The organism is Thioclava sp. F36-7 (genome assembly GCF_002020075.1).
Classification (GTDB): Bacteria; Pseudomonadota; Alphaproteobacteria; order Rhodobacterales; family Rhodobacteraceae; genus Thioclava; species Thioclava sediminum.
In genome coordinates, this window is record NZ_MPZR01000005.1 from 59,613 (window position 1) to 77,098 (window position 17,486).

The window sequence follows — 17,486 nt, forward strand, 5'->3', positions numbered from 1 at the left end:
AAAAAAGGGGGGCGTTGGCCCCCCTTTTTCCGTTTTTGCTCGATTATGCGTGCCAGAGCTCTGGCGGTTCGGGCTTGCCCGGATATCTCGTAAGGGGCGGGGGCCGCGCCCCCAGACCCCGCTCAGAAGCCTTCGTTGCCGTCGCCCTGCCAAGGCTTGGCCAGATCCGAGAAGCGCGTGAACTGGCTCTCGAAGGCCAATTCGACCGTGCCGATCGGCCCGTGACGCTGCTTGCCGAGGATCACCTCGGCCTTGCCATGCACGCGCTCGGCCTTCTGCATCCATTCGGCGAATTTCGGATCGTCCTCCGGCGGCTTGAGACGCTCGTGATAATATTCGTCGCGATAGACGAACATGACCACGTCGGCATCCTGTTCGATCGAGCCCGATTCCCGAAGGTCGGAGAGCTGCGGGCGCTTGTCCTCGCGGCTTTCCACCGTCCGCGAAAGCTGCGACAGCGCGACCACGGGGATGTTCAACTCCTTCGCGATGGCCTTCAGACCCATCGAGATTTCGCCGATCTCCTGCACGCGGTTATCGCCGCGACCCGAGCCGCGCAGCAGCTGCAGGTAGTCGACGATCACCACGTCGAGCCCATGCGTCCGCTTCAGACGGCGGCACCGCGCGGCGACCTGACCGATCGGCAGGGCGGGCGTGTCGTCAATGTACAGCGGGCATTTCTCAAGCGCCTTCGCGGCCTCGACGAAGCGGCGGAATTCGCTTTCGGTCATGTCGCCGCGCCGGATGCGCTCCGAGGGCACTTCCGAGGCTTCCGAAAGGATACGCGCGGCCAGCTGTTCGGCGCTCATCTCGAGCGAGAAGAACCCGACCACGCCGCCTTCGATCGCGCCCTCGACCCCGTCATGGCGCATGCCCTTCTTGTAAGCTTTGCCGATATTGAAGGCGATGTTGGTCGCAAGCGAGGTTTTCCCCATCGAGGGACGCCCTGCGAGGATCAGCAAATCCGACGGGTGGAAGCCGCCGAGCTTCTTGTCGAGATCGACAAGCCCGGTCGAGACGCCGGCGAGCCCCCCGTCGCGCTGATAGGCGGCGTTGGCCGATTGCACGGCCTCGGTCACCGCCGACAGGAACGAGGTCCAGCCCTTCTGCGCCTGACCCTCTTCGGCGAGCGTGTAGAGCCGCTGTTCGGCAGATGCGATCTGCTCCTTCGGGTCGTCGTCGATCTGCGGCTTGCCCGCGCGCGACGAGATGTCCTGACCCAGCTCGATCAACCCGCGCCGTACCGCCATTTCGTAGATCATCAGCGCATAGTCGCGCGCCGCATAGGCCGAGATCGCCGCCCCCGCCAGCCGCGCCAGATAGGCCGGGCCGCCCAGTTCCTGAAGGCCCGCGTCGTCTTCGAGATAGGCTTTCAGCGTCACCGGCGAGGCGAGCGCGTTCTTCTGAATCTTCGCCGCCGCGACCTCGTAGATGCGCTGGTGGACCGGCTCGTAGAAATGCTCCGGTTTGATGACGGAGGCGATCCGGTCGAAGATGTCGTTATTGGTGAGGATCGCGCCCAGAAGCTGCTGTTCCGCTTCGATATTATGGGGCAGTGCGGTGCCCTCTGCGGGCAAATTTCCGGGCTGTCCCTCATCGGGTCGTTGTGCCTGATCGTTCATGTACCTGCCTCGGTGTCCCCGTCCCTCTGCGCGGTCTTCTAGCCGCAGTCGGGGGAAAAGGGAATCTGGATAAGATTGGGGAAAACCCCGCTGTTTCAGCGGAGTTTTCGGAATTTATGGTGTTTGCCCGTAGGGAGCCTACCACATCTCGCGATTATTTTCGAAGCGCGAGATTCGGAGCTAAAACGCTCCCCAGAGCATCCACAGGATCATCCACAGGAATCTCCGGGCTGTTTCAGCCCTTGCGTGCGTCCTGCCACGGGCGCGGATCGCTCAGGAAGGCCTCGACCTCGTCGAGCGTCTCTTTCGAGAAGCTGCCCTGTTCGCGCGCCTCGGCCAGCACGTCCCACCAGGTGCACAGGTGATGCAGCTCGACGCCATGCTCGCGCAGGTTCGGGACCGTCTCGGGGAAGATGCCGTAGTAGAAGATCACCGCCGTATGGCCGCAGCTCGCGCCGGTGTCGCGGATCGCGTCGACGAAGCTCAGCTTCGAGCCGCCATCGGTGGTCAGGTCCTCGACCAGCAGCACGCGCTGGCCTTCGGTCATCGCGCCTTCGATGCGCGCGTTGCGCCCGTAACCTTTGGGCTTCTTGCGCACATAGGTCATCGGCAGGGCCAGACGCTCGGCCACCATCGCGGCGAAGGGAATGCCCGCCGTCTCGCCGCCCGCGATATTGTCGAAGGCCTCGAAGCCCGCCTCGCGCATCACCGTCACCGCGAGGAAATCCATCAGCGTCGAACGGATACGCGGGAAGGAGATCAGCTTGCGGCAATCGATATAGGTCGGCGAGGGCAGACCGGAGGCGAGCGTGAAGGGCTCGTCGGCGTTGAAATGCACCGCTTCGATTTCCAGAAGCATCCGCGCGGTCAGGCGGGCAATTTCTTCTTTGCTGGGGAAGGAGCTGGGGATCATCATCTCGTCCTTATCAAGGCTGGTTTCGGCTTGGTCTAAATATCCCCCGCGGAGCGTCCGTCGGCTGGCCCGGGAGCCTCCGGCGGGGATATTTGCGCCAAGGCGAAACTCAGCGTTTTACATGCCAATGGACCGGGAAACCCGGATCGAAGAGGGTGACGGGGCCCGCGCCGGTCTCGATCTTGGCGGGCCACATGTTGGGCTGGTCGGTCTTCTCGAGCGTCAGCGTGCCCTCGTTGACCGGCAGGCGGTAGAAGGCGGGGCCGTTGCGCGAGGCGAAGGCCTCCAGTTTATCAAGCACGCCCTCGGCTTCGAATACATGTGCCAGAAGCGGCATCGTATGGGTCGCGGTGAAGCAGCCCGCGCAGCCGCAGGCGGTTTCCTTGGCGGCGTCTACATGGGGCGCGCTATCGGTGCCGAGGAAGAAATGCGGGTTGCCCGAGGTCGCGGCCTCAACCAGCGCCAGCCGATGCGTCTCGCGCTTGGCCACCGGCAGGCAGTAGTAATGCGGTTTGATCCCGCCCACGAGGATATGGTTGCGGTTGATGATCAGGTGATGCGTGGTGATCGTCCCGCCCATGTCCTCGCCCTGCGCGGCCACGTAATCCACGCCGTCTTTCGTGGTGATATGCTCCATTACCACGCGCAGGCCGGGGGTCTTGCGCCGGATCGGGTCGAGCACGGTCTCGATGAAGACGGCCTCGCGGTCGAAGATGTCGACCTCGGGGCGGGTCACCTCGCCATGGACGCAAAGCGGCAAGCCGATCTCGGCCATCTTCTCCAGCACGCCGCGCACCTTGTCGAAATCGCGCACGCCCGAGTCCGAGTTCGTCGTGGCGCCCGCCGGATAGAGCTTCACCGCCTTGACCAGACCGGAGGCTGCGGCTTGCGCCACATCCTGCGGATCGGTCTTCTCGGTCAAGTAGAGCGTCATCAGCGGCTCGAAATCGCTCCCCTCGGGCAGCGCCTTCAGGATGCGCTCGCGATAGGCGGCAGCATCGTCTCCGCGCACCACGGGGGGCACGAGGTTCGGCATGATGATCGCGCGGGCGAAATCACGGGCGGTTTCGGGGGCGACACCTTCCAGCATCGCGCCATCGCGCAGATGCAGGTGCCAGTCGTCGGGGCGGGGCAGGGTGATCGTGCTCATGAAAAAGTCCTTAGCCCGAGGCTGCGTGCAAATCCAGAGGGAGCGCGCATGCCGCGCTGCAGCAATTGCATGGCGGGGATGCGGAGATGGCGGTACCACTGGCAGCAAAGCTGACCTAAATTCAGTGCCAAGGGAGAAAACGACCTGAACGCTGAACCTCAGGAGGTTTCCAATGGCATTCGTTACCACCGCCCATGGCGAACAATCGATCTTTGCCCGTATGGGCCACGCAATCACGCAAGGCCTCGTCGCCTATATGGAGCGCCAGTCGCGCCAAGAGCAGATCCGTGCGCTCGACGCGAAAAGCGACGCCGAACTGGCCGATATGGGTCTGACCCGTGACGGCATCGTGCGCCACGTGTTCCGCGACCGCTTCTACATCTGATCGCAGTCCGGGGCGCCCGGGCGTCTCGCATTGAAAAAGGGCGTGCCCCAGCCGGGGCGCGCCCTTTTTACGTTTCAGTCTCTCAATCGGGGCTCAGGCCGCGCCAGCCCGTTCTTGTGGCTCCGGCAACTCGACCCCCTGCTCGGCGAGCTTCTGGGCGAGCGCCTCATAGCGGTTGCGGAATTTCGGACGGTTCTGGCTGGTCCCGACCGCGCGGCACAGGATCGCCTCCAGCACTGGGCGGCGCGCTCGGCGCAAATGGTCGACCAGCCGGATCACGTAGCGTTTCGAGAGCCGCCGGGCGCGGAAGAAGGTCCAGAACAGGGACGGGGTCAGCTTGCCCGCGCCTGCCGCGATCAGAACCTCGTCGAGAATATCCATATCGAGCAGCCCCGCCGCCGGGTCCGGGCCGATATGCCGGCACGGCATCAGCGTCACGCAAGGCCGCGCGAACAGCGCCGCGTGCATCGCGTCGAGCCGCTCGAACGGGTCATAGAATATGAACGCCTGCTCCACGCCATCGAGCATCTCGGGCGCGAAGCCGTAGCGATCGGTGAAGGACATGCGGCGGGTCTGCGGGAAACGGTCATCCCAGCCCGCGAGCGTCGGATCGAGCGTCGCCTGCGGGGCAAGCGCGACCACCGTGGCGCCGGGCGCCGCGACCGAGAAGGCGGCTGCCGCATAGCCGCCGGGGCCCGCGCCGTAGAACACCACACGGTCGAAATCTTCGAAGAAGGCTTCGTCGACGAGACGGTCGAAATAGGCATAGATGGCGGGGTCGCGGAACCAGCTCTCGTCCGAAGCGATCACGCTGAGTGCGGACCAGCCCTCATCGCGCGCGATCTTGTAGCCGAAGGGCAGGGCCTCTTCGCGATCGGCCTCGATCTGCGCTCGGGTCTCGAAGCTGACGATCAGGACGGGCGAGTCGTCGTGGAACAGCACTTCATGATCGGCGCCGAGCGGCTCGTAATAGCCGGTCTCGTCCGCGATCGCTTCCAGCTGTGCACGCCAGTCCGTGTCTGCCTTGTTCACCTTCGCCTCTTTTCAGCTTTCGTGCGCGCTTCGCTTGCTGCGAGCGCGGGCGGGACACCGCCAGTTCTGCTCAACCAACGTATCACCGCAAGAAAGGGGCACAAATAGGAGCCAAGCGAGGAATCTGCCGCCACATTTCTTAATGGGCAACAATCGGCCTAGTTGGCGGCGTTTGTTCACGGGTTCTCGGTAATTGCCGCTTTTGCGAGGCGGACCATGAGTTTAGCGGCCTGCGGTGAGAGCGGGCGGCTCTGCGGACAGAGGAGAAGCCTGCCAAAAAGCGCGCGATACGGCTCCTCGCGCAGAAGCGCGCGGGCCTTCGCTTTGCGCCACATAACCGCCTTATTGTGCAGGCCGGGCAGGTCGGAATCGGCGGTCAGCTCGGCGAGGCGCGCCTGCGTGCCCGCATCGTGGCGACGGATCGAATCGTCCTCCACGTCCGAGAAATTACGCTCCACCCAGTAGGACATGTCGAAGGCCCCGGCCTGTCGGTTCGACCGCCCCCGGTCGCATTTCACGAGGTAGCCCTCCATCGACCCAAGCGGATAATGGTTGAGCTGCACCAGATCGTAAGGCGCGCTGCCGGGCGGGGTGAACAGTTTCTGGCGCTGATAGTGAGGCGGCAGTTTGCGTCCCGATCCGTCGACCCAGAGCGTGCCCGGCAGCTTGTCGTCCTGTGGCGCGCGGGGGCGGTGGACGCCGAGCTTGGCATAGGCGCCGGTATTGGCAAACAGCGTCTTGAACATCGACGCGCGCCACGGCCAGAGCATGTCCGGCGGCGCGCAGCGGGGGAACTGTTGCGTGACGGGGCGATCCTCGAAGCCGACGACGCCGCAATTGCCGAACAGTCGCCATGTCATCGCGAAAGCGGTGGCCTGCGGGACGGCCTCGATCAGCGCGTCCAGCGTGCCGTCGCCGGTCTTTATGGTGACGAATTCGTCAACGTCGATCACCGCGATCCAGTCGGCCTGAGCCACCAGCGGATGCGCATCGCCCTGTTTCAGTGCGGCCCATTGCGGGCCTTCCTTCCACGGGCCGGGATTGGGCACATGGGTCAGCCAGCCGATCTCCTGCAGCCGATCCAGCATCGCATCGGTGCCGTCTTCGCTGTCATTGGAAAAGACAAGGAAATCCGTGAAGCCGATGGCGCGGTGATGGGCCAGCCATTCCAGCAGAAACGGGCCTTCATTCTTGACGGATGTGATCGCGAGCGCACGCATTTCGCCACTGTAGTGAGGCCGCGCGCGCCCGCAAGTGTCTGGGATCACACGGCGACGTGGCGCGGCAGGGCGGCCACGCTTGCCGCGATCTCCTCGGTGCCGTCGGTCAGCTCGAGGATTTCATGGCTGATCTCGGGCGTGTCGATCAGCGCGGCCAGAACCGCTGCGACATGGCCACGCGCGACCGAGCCGTAATCGAGCGCATGGGCCAGCGCCACGCGCCCGTCGCCGTCCTCGTCCATCAAGGTGCCGGGACGCAGGATGACATAGTCGAGCCCGCTCGCGACCACGGCAGCATCGGCGGTCTTCTTCGCCAGCATGTAATGCTCGAAGCCCGGCTTGATCTCCTTGCCGCGCCCGGCATCGGGGAAAGCGGAGACGAGGTAGAGCCGCGGCACGCTCATCCGGTTCATCGCGGCAATCACGTCGAGCGGTGCCTCGCCGTCGATCCGGGTGGTGCGTTCCAGCCCGGAGCCCGCAGCCCCCGCCGAGAAGACAACCGCGTCATGGCCCTCGAACATCGGTTCGAAATCGCCCGCGGTCAGTTCCATCAGGTCGCCTTGGACGGGCGTCGCGCCCATCGCGCGGAGGCTGTCGGCCTGCTCGGGTTTGCGGTGCAGCGCGGTGACCTCGTGGCCTGCCTCGATCAGAAGCGGGACCAGCCGATGCCCGACGCCGCCTGTCGCGCCGATGATGAAAATGCGTGCCATGTTTTCGTATCCTTTCCTTTGCTCGGAGAGCTGGGTCAGGACGCGCAGGGGTAAAGGTGCCGCGCTTAGTGCGTCGCCTCGTCAGGGGCGTCGACGGTGAAGAAGAAATCGTCGGGCAGATCGCGGGCATGCAGGTCGTCGGGGATCACATGCGGGCCGGTGTTGAATACGGCCGAGCCGAAGACATGCAGCATCCGCGAGAGCGCTTCGAAACGCGCGGACGTCAGGGTCTCATAGAACTCGCGCTGATCGGGGCGCGCCATCAGCTCTTCGATCTTCGCGCGATGGCAGGCGACAGCGTGATTGTGTGCGGCGGCGATCTCGGGATCGGCCATCATGCGGTCGAACTCGGCGCGGGCGGCGGGCAGCATCCGCTGGATCGACCGATCCTCGACCGCGTTGTGGTTCATCCGGAACCAGTAGTTCAGCCCCTGATCGCGATCGACATGGTTCACCCGGCCCCGGTCGCGCTTTACAAGGAAGCTCTCGGCCGAGCGCACCGCGTAATGGTTAAGCTGCACCCAGTCATAGCCATAGGTGTCGAGCGTCGAGCGCCAGCCGTTGCGGAACATCTCGCGCGGCATCGGCTGGCCCGAGCCGTTGAGCCAGTTCACCTGATCCCAGAGGTCCGGGTTCAGCCCTTTGGGCCGGTGCACGCCCAGCTTCTTGTAGAGCGCGATATTGCGAAACAGCGTCTTGAAGCCCCAGGCCTGATGCGGTTTGCGCACGATCTCGGGGGCGCAGCGGGTGAATTGCCCGGTGATGAAGCTGTCCTCGTATGCATGGACATCCGCATTGCCGAAGAGCCGCCAGGTGAGCGCGATCATGTTGGCCTCGCCCATCGCTTCGTAGAGCGATTTCAGCGTGCCGTCGCCGATCTTCACATTGATGAACTCGTCCACATCCATGCAGATCGACCAGCCCGCCTTGGTGATTACCGGCTCATTCTCCGCCGCCGCCAGCGCCGCGTGCTGCGGTTTCATGTCGACCATCGTGCGGAACGGGTTCTCGCGGTGCTGGACGTAGCCCTTGGCCTGCAGCAGATCGAGCATCGTATCGGTGCCGTCGGTGCAGTCGTTGGTGTAGACGAGGAAATCATCCACGCCGATCGCGCGGTGATAGGCGATCCATTCGAGGATGAAGGGGCCTTCGTTCTTCATCGTGGTGACGATGGCGGTACGGCCTGCCTCGACGGCCTGCGCGGGCGCGTCCTTCACCTTGGAGACCGGCGGGCGCACCGGCTTGAACCCCCAGATGTCGCGCGACAGGTGCAGCAGGCGTTCATCCTCGACCAGCGAAGTCTTGGGGGCCAGTTCCGCAGGCGAGGTTCCCGGCACCCGCAGCGCCATCGCGCGCCAGAAACCGTAGGTCAGCCCCGGATCGGGGCGACAATAGCTGACGCGCAAGAGCCGCCACGTATTCTCGAGCCCTGCCTTTTGCGGCGCGCAGCCCCAGCGGGCGATACCGCGCCGCGCGTCGAACTGGCGGCAGATATGGTCGGGGAAGCGCGCGGGCTGATCGTTGCGCACGCGCCAAGGGTAGATGCGGCGGCCCACCAGAAGGATCACGCCGTTTTCGGCCTCTTGCGTGGCCTCGAAAGCCGAGGGCTGGCCCGGCTCGCGCGCCGCCAGCAGATCGGTCACGTCGAGCACCAGCACCGAGGCCGCCTTCGCGAAGAAGCGCCATTTCGCGATCTCGAAGATCAGTGCCTGACCCAGAGGGCTGCGCTGCGGATCGGGGGCAGGCGGCTCCATCCGGTCCTTGCCGGGCGCGTCGGGGGCGAGGAAGACGTGGTTTTCCGGCCCCTGATCGAGCTTGCCCAGCGGCAGCGGGCTTTCCAAGATCGCGACCGGCAGGTCCAGCTCGCGCAGCGCCATGCCGGCCTCCAGTGCATCGGCGAAACTCTCACCGGTGCCTGCGGGGCTGTCCACGGGCGCGCGGTTCACGATCACCGCGCCGGTCGCGCCGTGATGGTCGTGATGCCAGCTCAGCCAATCGAGCACCGTCTCGACGCTTTCCTCCAGCCGCAGCCCGAACAGGCAGTTGCGGCCTTCGAACATCTCCCAATCGGGGCTAGCCGGGGTGATCTCGCGGAGGCTTGGCCCGTCTGGCCCGGACATCGCGGCCTGAATCGGGCCCGGCTCAGTCGGCTCGTAGATTGCCATCACCGCGCCCGCGACATTGCGGCCCTCGGCCAGATGCGCCGCACCGGGCATGGCATCGAAGCTCAGATCCTCGGCGTGAGACGGGGCGGCGAAGAAGGCGCGCAGATGGTGACGGGGCCCGAGATCGGTCTCTTCGGTCCAGCCCACGGCGTCGAGCAGCGCGGGCTTGCCCGTCTGCGCCTGCATGATGCGCCGGATCACTCGTTGCTTGCCCATATCGATCTCGAAACTGCCTCTCGTTCCAACTAGCACGCAGGGGGTGACGCGATAAAGAGCGCGCAACCGCCGGCAACCCGATTCCGGGCCGTGCCTGTCCAGGGTTCGATTTCGCCTCCGAACGGGGCGATTTCGCGCGGTGGGAATGGCGAAACCGGGGCAATCGCGGAGGAGCGCGCGCAAGACCGGATGGGACGGGAAGAAAAAGGCACTGAAAGTTCGATCGGGGCGAGTCGCTCGCGTGATCGCACCGTGTGCTTTGAGAGCCCGAAAAGACAGGTCCGAAGGCGGGGCGTCAGGCCTCGGGTAAGGTTTTCCTCACACGCGGCTCACCGACCCTGCCAGAAACGTGACCATTGGAACAGTTTGTCGCAGTTCAAACCGACTGAGTTTTGACCTAAGTCAAGTTCAGCACACGGATACTCCCATATCACAAGTGCATCGGGTTCTTGATCTCCCTGACGCGGCCCAAACCGCACAGAACCCGACCAGAGGAACAGACGTTCTCCCTCGTCTTTTCCCCAAAATGCGCCGCGGGTCTCCCTCCCGCGGCGCTTTAATTTTTCCTCCCCTCGAAATGCACGAGCCACCCGCGACGGGCCATGAAAAAACCCTCCCGGTGAGGGGAGGGTTCAAACCATCTCGCGATGCTCTGGCGGTTATTTCGCCGGCGCGATCATCATCACCATCTGGCGGCCTTCGAGCTTGGGCATGTTCTCGACCTTGCCCAACTCGCCCACATCGGTGCGGACGCGGTTGAGCAGCTCGAGACCCAGATCCTGGTGCGCCATTTCGCGACCACGGAAGCGCAGGGTGACCTTCACCTTGTCGCCGTTCTCGAGGAACTTCACCACGTTGCGCATCTTGACGTCATAGTCGTGCACATCGGTGCCCGGGCGGAATTTGACTTCCTTGATTTCGATCGTCTTCTGCTTCTTGCGGGCTTCGGCTTCGCGCTTTTGCTGTTCGTATTTGAACTTGCCGAAATCCATGATCTTGCAGACGGGCGGATTGGCGTTGGGCGAGATCTCGACGAGATCGAGCCCGGCCTCTTCGGCCATGGTCATCGCTTCGCGCGGGGTAACCACGCCGACATTCTCGCCTTCCGCGCCAATGAGTCGAATCTCGTTCGCGCGGATACGGCCGTTCACTCGGGGGCCGGTGTCACGGGTCGGCGGGGCGTTATGGGGTCTGCGGGCTATGGTGGGAATCCTTCTGTAGCCATTGAGTAATTTCGGGCGGAAAAGATAGTCCCGAGTGCCGCCGTATTCAACCGCAAAGGCACGGGAACCGGGCAGGGAGGAAACGCGTTGTGTCCTGCCGGGCAGGGCAAAGGCGTTTGCGGCGCATTAGCGGTCCGTATGCGTGGCTGTGCCCAGTGGTCGAGGCGGGGTGAATAGCGCCCGCAGAGAGAGACAATCAAGGGAAAAAGCGTGATGAACAAGATTGTGGCAGCGGCGATCGTGGTGTTGGCGGTGGCCGCCGGATTGATCATCCTCAATACCGATATCACGGACTCGCCCGACGCGACCGATACGACGACCAACGCAGCGGCTGGCACTGAGTCTGGCGACAAGAGCATGGCGGACAAGGCCAGCGATGCGGTGAAGTCTGCGGGCGAGTCGGTGAAGGCCGCCGCTGACAAGGCGAGCCAGGCGGCGTCCGACGCGGCCGATAGCGTGAAGGAAAAGGCCTCGGGCGCGATGGATACGGGCTCGAATGCGGCGGCGGATGCCGCCGATGCCGCGAAAGAGGCCGCGCAGAGCGGAGCCGATCAGGCACAAAGCGCCGCCACCGACGCCGCTGAAAGCGCCGCCGACGCCGTCTCGAAAGCAACCGAGACCGCGCAGCAGGCGGCGGGCGACGCGAGCGATGCGGCCAAGGATGCCGCCTCCGCTGCAAGCAAGGCGGCGACTGCCACGATGGATTCCTCAAGCGATACGGCCAGCGCGGCTGCCACCGATGCCGCGAAGGCCGCCACGGCGGCGGCGGAAGCGGCGGCGAAGGCTGCGAATGCGGCTGCCTCGGCGGCCAGCGGCGCGCAAGAGGATGCCACCGATAGCGCGGTCGAAGGCGCGAGCACGGCGGCGAAAGCGGCAGCCGATGCCGCCAGCCAAGCCGCCAATGCTGCAGCCGACGCCGCAGCCGCCGCGACCAATGCCGCACAGTCGGCGGCCCCCGCAGGTACCGCGAGCGGTGGCGACACCCAAATGCCGGTGCCCGCGCAGGGCGTGATGAGCGCGGCGAAGGCGCTGACCGTGGAAGGGTTCGACGCGGATCGGGTGATGGATATCGTCGACACCTCCGAGCTGCCCGAAGCGACGAAGGAGCAATTGCGCACAGCGGTGCAAAGCGCGCGCGACAATCCCCAACTCGTCGAAGGTGTGGTCGATCAGATCCGCGCGGCGCTGGGCTTCTGATCCCCATCTGCCGCCACATCCGCTGAGACCGAAGGGCCGCGCGACATTCCCTCGCGCGGCCCTTTTCTTTGCGCATTCGTCGGGCGGGGTGGGAACGTCTGCGCAAAGCCTCGCGTTCGCTCTTCAACGAAAGGAGCCCTCCATGAGCACCCGTCTCGAATTGCAAAGCATTTCCCCCGTCACCCATGACACGCATCACCTCGTCTTCCCGCGCCCCGAGGGGTTCGACTTCGCGCCCGGTCAGGCGGTCGATCTGAACCTGACCCGCGAGGGCTGGGCTGACGAGCAGCGCCCCTTCACCTTCACCAACCCGGTGGATGGCGACACGCTGGAATTCGTCATCAAATCCTATCCCGACCATGACGGCGTGACCGAGCAAATCGCGACGCTGACGCCCGGCGAGACCGTCGAGGTCTCCGACCCGTGGGGCGCGATCAAGGACGAAGGCCCCGGCACCTTCATTGCAGGCGGGGCAGGGGTGACGCCCTTCATCTCGATCCTGCGCGCGCGTCTGGCCCGCGAAGGGACGCTGGAGGGCTGCCGCCTGATCTTCTCGAATAAGACGGAAGCCGACATCATCCTGCGCGACGAGTTCGAGGCGATGAAGGGGCTGGAGACCGTCTGGACCGTCACCGGTCAGAGCGATCCCGGCAAGGGCGTCGTTTCGATGCATGTCGATCGCGGCTTCCTCGCGCCCTTCGTCGAGAAGGAGAGCGGCAAGTTCTACATCTGCGGTCCCGACAAGATGGTCGATGAGATCGAGGCCACGTTGAAGGAGCTCGGCGTCGAGGAAGATCGCATCATCCGTGAGGATTTCGACTGACTCGTCCGATCACGTCTAAGTGCCCCGAGACCGAGTGCCCTGCGCCTTCCCGCCCCCTTGCCCCCGGTGAGGGGGCGGCCTAGTTTGCCCTCGCGCAAATTTTTGCCGAGAACAGGCGACAGACAAGCCGGGGGTCCGCACGCATGAGCGAGAAACGCAGCATCTTCGAGGAAGTTGGATCGGAGGGCACCACCACGCGGGCCGAACCCAAGGGCGGCATGATCGACGCCAAGCCCCGCGGTGCGCGCCGGGCGATCCGGATGTGGCTGTTCGTGCTGTTCACGCTGGTCGTGGCGATGATCGCCGTGGGCGGGGCCACGCGCCTCACCGATAGCGGGCTGTCGATCACCCGCTGGGATCCGATCTCAGGGGCGATCCCGCCGATGAGCGATGCGGACTGGCAGGCGGAATTCACCCATTACAAAGAGAGCCCGCAGTTCAAATACATGAACCCCAACATGACCGTGTCCGAATTCAAGGGCATCTTCTGGTGGGAATGGGGCCACCGGCAGCTGGGCCGCCTGATCGGCGTGGTCTGGTTCATCGGCTTCATCGGCTTCTGGCTGACCAAGAAAATCCCGACGGGATGGACCGGGCGACTGTTCAGCCTCGGGATATTGGGCGGTCTGCAAGGCGCGATCGGCTGGTGGATGGTGTCCTCGGGCCTCGTCGGGCGGATGACTTCGGTCGCGTCCTACCGGCTGGCCACGCACCTAGGCCTCGCCTTCATCATCCTCGGTCTGATCTCCTGGTTCGCACTGCAGCTCTCGCGCCCGGAATCGGCGCTTCTGCAGGCCCGCCGTCTGGCCGAGCCGCGCCTGACCCGGATCGGCTCTGTGCTGATCGGGCTCGTGTTCGTGCAGATCATCCTCGGTGCGCTCACGGCGGGGATCGATGCAGGGCTCGCCTTCCCGACATGGCCCTCGATGAACGGTCAGTTCCTGCCGTCGGAGAGCTTCGATTACACGCCGATCTGGCGCAACTTCTTCGAGAATCCGGCGCTGGTGCAATTCATGCACCGCATGGTCGGCTATTTCGTCTTCGCCTCGGGCCTTTACGCCGCATGGCGCGCGCGCAGTTCGGCCCATCCGCGCACCAAGGAAGCCTTCGCGCTGATGGCGGCGATGATCTTCTTCCAGATGGTGCTGGGCATCACCACCGCGCTTGAGCTGGTGAATTACTGGTGGCTGGGGCTCATCCACCAATTCGGTGCTATCATCACTTGGGTCCTCGTGATCCGCGCGCGTCACATGGCGCGCTTCCCCCTTGTTCGTTCCATCCGGGAGGGCCGCGTATGAGCGCCTATCAGGACCTGCTCGCGCATCAGCGCGAAACCGAAGCGCTGGGCAATATCGCCGGGCTGCTAAGCTGGGACCAAGAGGTGATGATGCCGCGCGGCGCCGCCGATCAGCGCGCCGAGGAATCCGCCGCGTTGGAATCGGTGCTGCATGCGCGCCGCACCGATCCGCGCATCGAGGACTGGCTGGCCCGCGCCGAGGCCGATGACGCGGTCAGCGCGCGCGTCCTCGATCTGGTGGGACGCAGCTACAACCGCGCGACCCGCATCCCGGCGCGCCTTGCGACCGAGATGGCGCGTCTGACCTCGCTGTCTCAGGGCATCTGGGCGGAAGCCCGCGCCAATGAGGATGCCTCCGCCTTCCTGCCGACGCTGGAAGAGGTTGTGCGTCTCAAGCGTGAAGAGGCCGAATGCCTGTCCGAGGGCAATCTCTACGATGCGCTGCTCGACGACTATGAGCCGGGCGCGACGTCGAAGGAAATCGCCACGGTCTTCGACCGGATGCGCGGCCCGCTGGTGGAGCTGCGCGACCGGGTACTGGGCTCGGAGGTCTCGCCGCAACCCTTCGACAAGGTCTTCCCCGAGAACGCGCAGCTGCGGCTGGCGCGCAAATGCGCCTCCGCCTTCGGCTATGACTGGACGCGCGGGCGGCTCGATATGTCGGTCCATCCGTTCTCCTCGGGCGGCGGCGACGATGCGCGCATCACCACCCGGATCTCCGAGAGCGATCCGTTCGGCAATATCTACTCGACGATCCACGAGGTCGGCCACGCCACCTACGAGCAGGCGATCAACCCGGCCTATCGCTTCACGCCGCTGGGCCATGGCGTCTCGATGGGCGTGCACGAAAGCCAGAGCCGGATCTACGAGAACCAGCTTGGCCGCTCGGCCCCGTTCACCGGCTGGCTGCATCAGCGCATGACCGATGCGTTCGGCGATCTAGGCATGGATACGGAGGCCTTCCACGCGCTGGTCAACCGCGTCGATATGGGCTTCATCCGCACCGAATCGGACGAGCTGAACTACAACCTCCACATCATGCTGCGCTTCGATCTGGAGCGCGATCTGATCTCGGGCAAGCTCGAGGTCGCGGATCTCGAAGAGGCGTGGAATGCCCGCTTCGAGCAGGATTTCGGCGTGAAGGTCACCAAGCCCAGTCAGGGCTTCCTGCAGGATGTGCATTGGTCGGTGGGTCTGTTCGGCTATTTCCCGACCTATGCGCTGGGCAATGTCTATGCGGGCTGTCTCGACGAGGCGATGCGCGCGGTCACGCCCGGCATCGACGCCGCATTGGCCGAGGGTGATGCGACGCCCGCCAAGCAATGGCTCGATGAGAACCTGCGCGTCCACGGCGGGTTGCGCACCCCGCGCGAGACCATCCAGCATGCCTGCGGCTTCGAGCCGACCGAGACGCCGCTATTGGCTTATCTGACGCGGAAATTCGAGGGCATCTACAAGCTGTGAGCCGCAGCGCTGCTTGAGGGGCAGGCGCCTCCGGCGGGGATATTTTTGCCAAGAGGAAGGGGGCGCGCAACCGTCCCTTCATCTGGCCCGAAATACTCCGGGGGGCCCGTGAAACGAGCGGGGGCAACGCCCCCTTCGATGATCTCAGTCCTGCTCGGCGGTTTCCAGCTTTTCCAGCGCCGCCATCCAAAGCGCCTCGGCCTTCTCCATCGCCTTGGTCGCCTCAGTGTGCTTCGCCTGCCAGATCGCGAGATCTCGGGCTTTTTCAGGCTCGTAGAGCGTGGGATCGGCGAGTTTCGCGTCGAGCTTCTCGAGCATGTCGCTCAGCTTCTCGACCCGGGCCTCGCAGTCGCGGACCTCGCGCTTCATCGTGGTCATTGCACAGCGCGACGGTTTCGCGGCTTTCGGTGCGGCCGACTTCGCGGGCTTGTCCTCGGGCGGCGGTGCCAGCAACTCCGCGCGGTAGCTTTCCAGATCGCCCTGATAGGGCGCCACCGCGCCGCCCTTGACCAGCCAGAGCCGGTCGGCCACCAGCCCCAGCAGATGCATGTCGTGGCTGACAAGGATCACCGCGCCGGAATATTCGGTGAGCGCGGTGACCAGCGCCTCGCGGCTCTCGATGTCGAGGTGGTTGGTCGGCTCGTCGAGGATCAAGAGATGCGGCGCATCGAGCGTCGCCAGCAACAGCGACAGCCGCGCCTTCTGCCCGCCCGAGAGCTTGCCTACCGCCGTCTCCGCCTGATCCGCGCCGAGGCCGAAGCCCGCAAGCCGCGCGCGCAGCTTGGCGGGATGCTCGTCGGGGCGCTCGCGCTTGAGATGGGTGAGCGGCGTCTCTTTCAGGTCCAGCTCGTCGACCTGATGCTGCGCGAAATAGCCGATCCGCAGCTTGGACGAGCGCGTGATCTTGCCGTCCATCACCTGAAGTTTGTCCGCCAAGAGCTTGGAAAGAGTGGATTTCCCCTCGCCGTTCCGGCCCAGCAGCGCGATCCGGTCGTCCTGATCGATGCGCAGGTTGAGCTGCTTGAGGATCGCGGGCCCGCCATAGCCCACGGCGGCACCTTCCATCGCGATGATCGGCGGGGAGAGCTGTTCCGGCGCGGGGAAGGTGAAGACCTGTTTCGCCGCTTCTTCGGGGGCGGTGATCGGCTCCATCTTCTCGAGCATCTTGACGCGCGCCTGCGCCTGTTTGGCCTTGGTGGCCTGCGCGCGGAAGCGATCCACGAAGCCCTGCAGATGGGCGCGGCGGGCCTCCTGTTTCTTGGCTTGGGCGGCCTGCGCCTCGCGGCGCAGCCGGCGGGTGCGGGCAAACGTGTCGTAGCCGCCTTGATAAAGCGTGAGTTGCCGATCCTCGAGATGCAGGATCGAGCCCACGGCGCGGTTCAGAAGATCGCGGTCGTGGGAGATCACGATCACCGTATGCGGGTAGCGCATCAGGTAGCTTTCCAGCCAGAGCGCGCCTTCGAGATCGAGATAGTTCGTCGGTTCGTCCAGAAGCAGCAGATCGGGCTGTGCGAACAGCACGCCCGCGAGCGCCACGCGCATCCGCCAGCCGCCGGAGAAATCCGAGCAGGGGCGCTTTTGTGCCTCCATGTCGAAGCCGAGACCCTTCAGGATGGCGCTCGCTCGCGCCTCGCCCGACCACGCGTCGATATCGACCAGCCGCGTCTGCACCTCGGCGATGCGATGCGCGTCGGTCGCGGTCTCGGCCTCGGCCAGAAGGCTCGCGCGTTCCTCGTCGGCGGCCAGCACCGTATCGAGCAGCGAGGTCGAGGAGGACGGCACTTCCTGCGCCACGCCGCCGACCCGGGCGCGCGAGGGCAGGCCGATCTCGCCGCCATCCAGCGTCAGCTCGCCCCGGATCAGCCGGAACAGTGTCGTCTTGCCCGCGCCGTTGGGGCCGACGAGGCCGACCTTGTGGCCTTCGGGAATGGTGGCGGAGGCGTTCGCAAAGAGCGGACGGCCTTCGATCGAAAAGGAGATATCGGAGATGCGCAACATGGGGCCTGACTTGGCGCAGGGGCGGGCAACAGTCAATCGCTGCTGCGCGCTGCGGCCCGTTCGGCTTGGCA

The 17,486-nt window shown here is 65.0% G+C and carries 14 protein-coding genes; 5 read left to right on the top strand and 9 right to left on the bottom strand.

From position 1 onward, the window contains the following. Window positions 1-122 precede the first annotated feature (122 nt). The 3 genes from BMI89_RS10470 to pyrC all read right to left on the bottom strand — a co-directional run bounded on the left by BMI89_RS10470 (window position 123) and on the right by pyrC (window position 3,685). Entirely contained in the window at window positions 123-1,622 is a 1,500-nt protein-coding gene (locus BMI89_RS10470; RefSeq protein ID WP_078540536.1) for a replicative DNA helicase, read from the bottom strand. A 235-nt stretch (window positions 1,623-1,857) separates the two neighbouring features. Further along, on the bottom strand, window positions 1,858-2,535 hold the full coding sequence (locus tag BMI89_RS10475) for an orotate phosphoribosyltransferase (RefSeq protein WP_078571079.1): 678 nt from the start codon (window positions 2,533-2,535) through the stop codon (window positions 1,858-1,860). Window positions 2,536-2,644: 109 nt separating this feature from the next. Beyond that, window positions 2,645-3,685, bottom strand: a complete 1,041-nt coding sequence (gene pyrC, locus BMI89_RS10480; protein WP_078570885.1) for a dihydroorotase — start codon at window positions 3,683-3,685, stop codon at window positions 2,645-2,647. Between the two features lie 172 nt (window positions 3,686-3,857). On the opposite strand from pyrC, the gene BMI89_RS10485 reads away from it, so the two are divergent. Next, window positions 3,858-4,070, top strand: a complete 213-nt coding sequence (locus tag BMI89_RS10485) for a DUF1127 domain-containing protein (RefSeq protein WP_078540538.1) — start codon at window positions 3,858-3,860, stop codon at window positions 4,068-4,070. A gap of 93 nt (window positions 4,071-4,163) precedes the next feature. Here BMI89_RS10485 and BMI89_RS10490 read toward each other — a convergent pair whose 3' ends face one another. The 5 genes from BMI89_RS10490 to infC form a co-directional block, all read right to left on the bottom strand. Then, window positions 4,164-5,102: a hypothetical protein gene (locus tag BMI89_RS10490; protein WP_078570886.1), complete on the bottom strand. Its 939-nt coding sequence runs from the start codon at window positions 5,100-5,102 to the stop codon at window positions 4,164-4,166. Between the two features lie 176 nt (window positions 5,103-5,278). Then, the gene (locus tag BMI89_RS10495) at window positions 5,279-6,322 is read right to left on the bottom strand and encodes a glycosyltransferase family 2 protein (RefSeq protein WP_078570887.1); all 1,044 of its coding nucleotides are present in this window, start codon (window positions 6,320-6,322) and stop codon (window positions 5,279-5,281) included. Between the two features lie 44 nt (window positions 6,323-6,366). Beyond that, the gene (locus tag BMI89_RS10500) at window positions 6,367-7,032 is read right to left on the bottom strand and encodes an SDR family oxidoreductase (protein WP_078570888.1); all 666 of its coding nucleotides are present in this window, start codon (window positions 7,030-7,032) and stop codon (window positions 6,367-6,369) included. A gap of 65 nt (window positions 7,033-7,097) precedes the next feature. Continuing rightward, window positions 7,098-9,413, bottom strand: a complete 2,316-nt coding sequence (locus BMI89_RS10505) for a glycosyltransferase family 2 protein (protein WP_078570889.1) — start codon at window positions 9,411-9,413, stop codon at window positions 7,098-7,100. 659 nt (window positions 9,414-10,072) lie between these two features. Next, window positions 10,073-10,615 carry a translation initiation factor IF-3 gene (gene infC, locus BMI89_RS10510; RefSeq protein ID WP_078540547.1) on the bottom strand — a complete coding sequence of 181 codons (543 nt, stop codon included), beginning with the start codon at window positions 10,613-10,615 and terminating at the stop codon, window positions 10,073-10,075. A 234-nt stretch (window positions 10,616-10,849) separates the two neighbouring features. Here infC and BMI89_RS20600 point away from each other — a divergent pair, with 234 nt between their 5' ends. The 4 genes from BMI89_RS20600 (at window position 10,850) to BMI89_RS10530 (ending at window position 15,417) form a co-directional block, all read left to right on the top strand. Continuing rightward, complete coding sequence (locus tag BMI89_RS20600) at window positions 10,850-11,833, top strand: hypothetical protein (RefSeq protein WP_143593885.1); 984 nt, start codon at window positions 10,850-10,852, stop codon at window positions 11,831-11,833. A gap of 142 nt (window positions 11,834-11,975) precedes the next feature. Further along, a complete protein-coding gene (locus tag BMI89_RS10520; protein ID WP_078570891.1) occupies window positions 11,976-12,656 on the top strand; it encodes an FAD-binding oxidoreductase in 681 nt (226 codons plus the stop codon). Window positions 12,657-12,799: 143 nt separating this feature from the next. Then, the gene (ctaA, locus tag BMI89_RS10525) at window positions 12,800-13,954 is read left to right on the top strand and encodes a heme A synthase (protein WP_078570892.1); all 1,155 of its coding nucleotides are present in this window, start codon (window positions 12,800-12,802) and stop codon (window positions 13,952-13,954) included. Then, on the top strand, window positions 13,951-15,417 hold the full coding sequence (locus tag BMI89_RS10530) for a carboxypeptidase M32 (protein WP_078570893.1): 1,467 nt from the start codon (window positions 13,951-13,953) through the stop codon (window positions 15,415-15,417). Before ctaA ends, BMI89_RS10530 begins: the two co-directional genes overlap by 4 nt. A gap of 144 nt (window positions 15,418-15,561) precedes the next feature. Here the strand turns inward: BMI89_RS10530 and BMI89_RS10535 are convergent, their stop codons facing one another. After that, window positions 15,562-17,415: an ABC-F family ATP-binding cassette domain-containing protein gene (locus tag BMI89_RS10535; RefSeq protein WP_078570894.1), complete on the bottom strand. Its 1,854-nt coding sequence runs from the start codon at window positions 17,413-17,415 to the stop codon at window positions 15,562-15,564. Between the last annotated feature and the right edge of the window lie 71 nt (window positions 17,416-17,486).

What these genes read in the sequence shown, in the direction of transcription:
- BMI89_RS10470 (WP_078540536.1), bottom strand. Translation starts at nt 1,622, where the DNA reads ATGAACGATCAGGCACAACGACCCGATGAGGGACAGCCCGGAAATTTG.
- BMI89_RS10475 (WP_078571079.1), bottom strand. Translation starts at nt 2,535, where the DNA reads ATGATCCCCAGCTCCTTCCCCAGCAAAGAAGAAATTGCCCGCCTGACC.
- pyrC (WP_078570885.1), bottom strand. Translation starts at nt 3,685, where the DNA reads ATGAGCACGATCACCCTGCCCCGCCCCGACGACTGGCACCTGCATCTG.
- BMI89_RS10485 (WP_078540538.1), top strand. Translation starts at nt 3,858, where the DNA reads ATGGCATTCGTTACCACCGCCCATGGCGAACAATCGATCTTTGCCCGT.
- BMI89_RS10495 (WP_078570887.1), bottom strand. Translation starts at nt 6,322, where the DNA reads ATGCGTGCGCTCGCGATCACATCCGTCAAGAATGAAGGCCCGTTTCTG.
- BMI89_RS10500 (WP_078570888.1), bottom strand. Translation starts at nt 7,032, where the DNA reads ATGGCACGCATTTTCATCATCGGCGCGACAGGCGGCGTCGGGCATCGG.
- BMI89_RS10505 (WP_078570889.1), bottom strand. Translation starts at nt 9,413, where the DNA reads ATGGGCAAGCAACGAGTGATCCGGCGCATCATGCAGGCGCAGACGGGC.
- BMI89_RS20600 (WP_143593885.1), top strand. Translation starts at nt 10,850, where the DNA reads ATGAACAAGATTGTGGCAGCGGCGATCGTGGTGTTGGCGGTGGCCGCC.
- BMI89_RS10520 (WP_078570891.1), top strand. Translation starts at nt 11,976, where the DNA reads ATGAGCACCCGTCTCGAATTGCAAAGCATTTCCCCCGTCACCCATGAC.
- ctaA (WP_078570892.1), top strand. Translation starts at nt 12,800, where the DNA reads ATGAGCGAGAAACGCAGCATCTTCGAGGAAGTTGGATCGGAGGGCACC.
- BMI89_RS10530 (WP_078570893.1), top strand. Translation starts at nt 13,951, where the DNA reads ATGAGCGCCTATCAGGACCTGCTCGCGCATCAGCGCGAAACCGAAGCG.
- BMI89_RS10535 (WP_078570894.1), bottom strand. Translation starts at nt 17,415, where the DNA reads ATGTTGCGCATCTCCGATATCTCCTTTTCGATCGAAGGCCGTCCGCTC.